Origin of the sequence: Nocardiopsis sp. TNDT3 (assembly GCF_003427465.1) — a bacterium.
Classification (GTDB): domain Bacteria; phylum Actinomycetota; class Actinomycetes; order Streptosporangiales; family Streptosporangiaceae; genus Nocardiopsis; species Nocardiopsis dassonvillei.
Genome location: NZ_QPFC01000276.1, coordinates 1 through 4,929, shown reverse-complemented (window position 1 = coordinate 4,929; position 4,929 = coordinate 1). Strand labels below are relative to the sequence as shown.

Genomic DNA, 4,929 nt, shown 5'->3' with positions numbered 1-4,929 from the left:
GGTGGTGCTGGTGGTCGGCGGCGCCTGGGCGGCGGGCTTCGCCGTGCGCTCCCACCGGGCCCGGGGGCGGCGGCGGGCCGAGCGGGCGCTGACCGAGGAACGGCTGCGCATCGCCCGCGACCTGCACGACGTCGTCTCGCACAACCTCGGCCTGATCGCCGTCAGAGCGGGTGTGGCCGCACACGTGGCGGAGGCTGACCCGCGCGAGGCCCGGGTCGCGCTCAGGGACATCGAGGAGGCCAGCAGGTCCGCTCTGACGGAGATGCGCCGCGCCCTGGGGGTGCTGCGCACCGAACAGGCCCCGCTGGCCCCGGCGCCGGGCCTGGACGGTCTCGACGGACTCGCGCGGGACGCCCGCAGGGCCGGGGTCGACGTGCGCCTGACGGTCCGCGGCATGCGGGGTGTTCCGGAGGGCACCCGCCTCATGGCGTACCGGATCGTGCAGGAGGCCCTGACCAACGCGGTCCGGCACGCGGCTCCGACCCGGTGCGAGGTGACCGTCGCCTCGGACGGCGCGGCGGTCGACATCGAGGTGGTCGACGAGGGGCCCGCGGAGGGCTCCCGTCGCCCGCCCGGGGGTCCCACGGGCGGACACGGCCTCCTGGGCATGCGGGAACGGGCGATGATGTGCGGGGGCGCTTTCACCGCGGGACCCCGTCCGCAGGGCGGTTTCGCGGTGGCCGTACGACTGCCGACCGGACAGGAGAGCACGCCGTGACCCGACCGACGCGGGCGACGGGGGCCGGAGAGGGCACCGGGGTCACGCGCGTCCTCGTCGCCGACGACCAGGCGATGGTCCGCGGCAGTTTCCGCGTCCTGGTCGACCACACCCCCGGGCTGAGCGCCGTCGGCGAGGCCGCCGACGGAGCCGAGGCCGTGGAACTCGCCCGCCGCGAACGGCCCGACGTCGTCCTCATGGACATCCGCATGCCCGGGCTGGACGGCATCGGGGCCACCCGGCGTATCTGCGCCGATCCCGCGACGGCGGGCGTCCGCGTCCTCATCCTCACCACCTTCGACCTGGACGAGTACGTCTACGCCGCCCTCCGCGCGGGCGCGGCGGGCTTCCTGCTGAAGGACACGCCGCCGTCGCGGGTCCTGGACGCCATCACCGTCGTCGCCGCGGGGGACGCCCTGCTGGCCCCCTCGGTCACCCGGAGGCTCATCTCCGAGTTCGCCCGCCTCCCCGAGCCGGGACGCCCTCCGGCCCGCGCCCTCGACGGCGTCACGGACCGCGAGGTGGAGGTCCTCGGGCTGATCGCCCGCGGCCTGTCCAACACCGAACTGGCCGAGCACCTGCACCTGAGCCTGGCCACGGTCAAGACGCACATCGGGCGGCTGCGGGCCAAACTCGGGGCGCGCGACCGCGCGCAGCTGGTGATCACCGCCTACGAGACGGGCCTGGTGGGCGACCGGCGTCCCGGGGCCGGGGGACCCCGTGACGGGGAGCCGTGTTGAGCGCTCCGGCCCGGGCGGCACACGGAGCGGCCGGGTATTTCCGGTGCGCCGACCCGGCGGCAGGGTCTAGACTGCCGCGCATGATGGCAGTCGCAGTCACGGAGTAGGCGGGCGTCCGCGCCCGCCGCGCGCCGCGCCCGGTCCTGGGAGGACGGGCGGGGCCCGCTTGGCGTACCGCGCGGGCGGAACGGCTTCCCTTCCGTTTCCCGGCCCGCCTCGACGCGGGTCCGACCCGATCGGCCATCATGAACTCCTTCCGAACTCCCGACGCGCGCTCAGGCCGCCGGGAGCGCCCCGCCGCTGCCCGCCGCTGGTGGGCGCTCGCCGCGGTGTCGATGCTCCAGTTCCTCATCGCCGTGGACGTCACGGTCGTCAACATCGCCCTGCCCTCCATCGGCGCCGACCTGGGCGCCGGACCGCAGGGCCTGACCTGGGTCGTCGCCGGTTACACGCTGGTCGGCGGCGGCCTGCTGCTGCTCGGCGGGCGCGTCTGCGACCTGCTGGGGCGGCGGCGCATGCTGCTCCTGGGCGCCGCCCTGTTCGGCGCCGCCTCGCTCGTCGCGGGCGCCGCGCCGGACCTGCCCTGGCTCCTGGCCGCCCGCTTCGGGCAGGGGGCCGGTGAGGCGCTCGCCTCCCCGGCGGCGATGTCGCTGATCGCCGTGCTCTTCCCCGACCCCCAGGAACGCGCCAGGGCCCTCGGCGTCTGGGGCGCCATCTCCAGCTCCGGCCTGGTGGGCGGGGTGCTGCTGTCCGGCGTGATCACCGAGCTGCTGCACTGGCGGTGGATCTTCCTCGTCAACCTCCCCGTCGTCGCCGTGGTCCTGGTCGCGGTCCCGCTGCTGGTCGCGCCCGACCGCGTCCGCGGCGCGGTGCCGGGTGCCCAGGCCCCGGTCGCTCCGGCCGCCGAGACCGGCGCCGCACGGCGCCGCCCCGACGTCCTGGGCGGACTGCTGCTGACGGCCGGTCCCCTGGCCCTGGTGCACGGGGTGCTCCAGGCGGCGGAACACTCCTGGACGGAGCCGCGTGTGTACGTCCCCGTGCTCGCGGGTGCCGCGGCGATGGGGCTGTTCGTCCTGGTCGAGGCCAGGTCGCGCAACCCGCTGGTACCGCTGTCCTTCTTCGCCGACCGCACCAGGCTGGTCGCCAACGGGGCGACGGTGCTGCTCAGCGCGGCGCTGTCGACCTCCTTCCTGCTGGTGACGCTCTACCTCCAGCACGTGCTGGGGATGAGCCCCATGCAGGCGGGGCTGGCGTACGTGCCGTTCTGCGCGGCGATCCTGGTCTCGGCGACCGTGGTCGGCCGGATCATCGGAGCCCTGGGCCTGTCCGGGGCGGCGATCGCGGGCCTGCTCTCGGCCGCGGCCGGGACCGCCTGGTTGTCGCGGCTGCCGGTGGACGGCGGTCTGTGGGCCGACGCCATGCCCGGCATGCTCCTGGTCGGCGTCGGCATGGGCGTCGGTCTGATCGCCCTGCAGAACGCCGCCCTGCACGGGGTGACCGAGGCCGACGCGGGGGTCGCCTCCGGCGTCCAGCGCTCGGTCGACCAGCTCGGCGGGGCCACCGGCATGGCCGTCCTCGTCGGCGCGGCCGTCGCCGCGGGCGCCTCCGGTGACGTCGCCGCCTCCGTCGAGGGCTACCGCACCGCCTTCTCCTGGGCGACCGTCGGCGTCCTGCTCGCCGCCGCCGGTGTGGCCCTGTCCGCCTGGCGGTCCGGCCGCGCCTGAGCGGCGCCACCGCCCTTCCGGGGCCGCCTGTCGCGCGGCGGCCCCGGAAGGGCGTACGGCCGCGGTCAGATGTGGCGGGCGCCGCCGGACCCGTCCGCGGGACCGGGGCGGTCCACGTAGTGCAGGATCACGTCACAGCTGTACTGGAACTCGTCCATGAGCCGCTGCGCCTCGATCAGGAGCACGCCGTAGGGCAGCCGGAGGTCGTCGAAGGGCGGGGCGTCCTCGCCCTCCTTGGCCCGCACGAGGTCGTCGTAGCGCTCCCGGGCCTGCTCCGCGAGCCGGCACAGCCTCCTGGCCTGGGGGCCGAGCCGGTCCTGGTCCAACCCGCTGAGCTCGCGGGTGATCTCGGCGATCGAGGCGAGGAAGTCCCCGTAGAGGCTCAGGAAGTCCTGGTGGACGGAGCGCTCCCCGTCACGGCTCCACAGGTGGATGCTGCGGGCCAGGGAGCCCAGCTGGTGGGTGGTGCGCTCCAGGGCGTCGACCAACTGCTGGTAGCCCTCGAAGGCGACGTGGTGGCGGTGTCTGCGCAGGAGCCTGGCCGGGTTGAGGTAGACGCTCTCCCAGGCGGTGTCCACCGCCGAACGGGTCTGCCGGACGGTCGACGCGAGCCGGTTGGCCCGCTGGCGCCAGTCCTCGGCCTCGTCCTCGGTCAGCTCCCCCCGTTCCATTCCGCGCCGGATGTCCCCGATCAGGTCGCACTCGGCGTGCGCGAGGGAGCGGATGGCGTACTCCGCGCTGCGAAAGCGCATGGGCGGCAGCACGAGGACGTTGACCGCGGTGCCGATGGCGCAGCCGATGAGCACCAGCAACAGGATCTGGGCCAGGTCCACCAGGCGCCCGGTGTAGCCCTGGGAGGACAGGAAGGTGGAGAAGGCGAAGAACGCGGCCGTGACCACCTGGGACCCCTGGCTGCCCAGGGGCCTCCACCGGCCGATGACCAGGGCGATGAGCGTGACCACGACGAAGGTCAGCATGTCCGGGCCCGCGGCGAAGCCCAGGACGGCCTGCACGGTGATCCCCAGCGCCACCGCGCCCACGTAGCGCAGCGACTGGACCACCGACTGGTAGACGGTGACCTGCATCATCAGGACCGCGGTGAAGGGCGCGAAGGCCGGTGAGGCGGCCTGGATCAGGTGCTGTGCGACGAACCACGCCAACGAGGCGGCCAGGGCGCTCTTGCCGATGGACAGCGCCGTGTGCCGTTCGTGCCCGTCCGAACCCACCGCACGGCTCACCCACGCGCGTGCGCGGGCCACGGCCCCGTCCGCGCCCGCCCTGTCCCGACCCGTCATGGGTTCCTCCCACCGGATTCCCTCGCCGACCGTCGTCCACGGCCGCAGCTACCCCGGACCGGGGACGGCGAAGCACGGGGAGGGGACGGGCGTGGGTCACTCAGCGGCGCAGGGCGCAGTCCCCGCAGTACCCCGCGCCCGGAACCCGGTAGTACAGGCAGCACGTGGTGCGCCGGAACACCCCCAGTCCCGAGGCGTCCACCCCCGTGTAGCCGCCGGTCCCGGCCAGGGAGGGGCGTCCCAGCAGGTCATCGGCCACCTCCCGGGCCCGCACGCGCACCGCGGGCCGGTCGGCGCCCAGGGCGCGTACGGCCCCGGCCAGGGCCGCGGCGGTGTTGCCCCGCAGCAGCCCCGGCGCCACGCTGCCCGCCCCGGCCAGTCCCCGTGCCGCACGGGCCAGGACGCCGAGGACCACCGTGTGCTCGACCCAGTCGGCCAGTTCCGCCCTCCCC

At 75.2% G+C, this 4,929-nt stretch carries 5 protein-coding genes; 3 read left to right on the top strand and 2 right to left on the bottom strand.

What is annotated here, in order from left to right; genetic code table 11:
• The 3 genes from DQW06_RS07515 to DQW06_RS07505 form a co-directional block, all read left to right on the top strand.
• A partial coding sequence (locus DQW06_RS07515) for a sensor histidine kinase (RefSeq protein ID WP_232832975.1) occupies positions 1-718 on the top strand: 718 nt, incomplete at its 5' end.
• Positions 715-1,458, top strand: coding sequence for a response regulator transcription factor (locus DQW06_RS07510; RefSeq protein WP_013153120.1), 744 nt, complete (start codon positions 715-717; stop codon positions 1,456-1,458). The genes DQW06_RS07515 and DQW06_RS07510, both read left to right, overlap by 4 nt.
• A gap of 245 nt (positions 1,459-1,703) precedes the next feature.
• A complete protein-coding gene (locus tag DQW06_RS07505; protein ID WP_013153121.1) occupies positions 1,704-3,182 on the top strand; it encodes an MFS transporter in 1,479 nt (492 codons plus the stop codon).
• 65 nt (positions 3,183-3,247) lie between these two features.
• Here the strand turns inward: DQW06_RS07505 and DQW06_RS07500 are convergent, their stop codons facing one another.
• A complete protein-coding gene (locus DQW06_RS07500) occupies positions 3,248-4,477 on the bottom strand; it encodes an aromatic acid exporter family protein (RefSeq protein ID WP_013153122.1) in 1,230 nt (409 codons plus the stop codon).
• Between the two features lie 100 nt (positions 4,478-4,577).
• Positions 4,578-4,929: (2Fe-2S)-binding protein (locus DQW06_RS07495; protein WP_198662397.1), on the bottom strand; the 352-nt coding region annotated here is incomplete at its 5' end.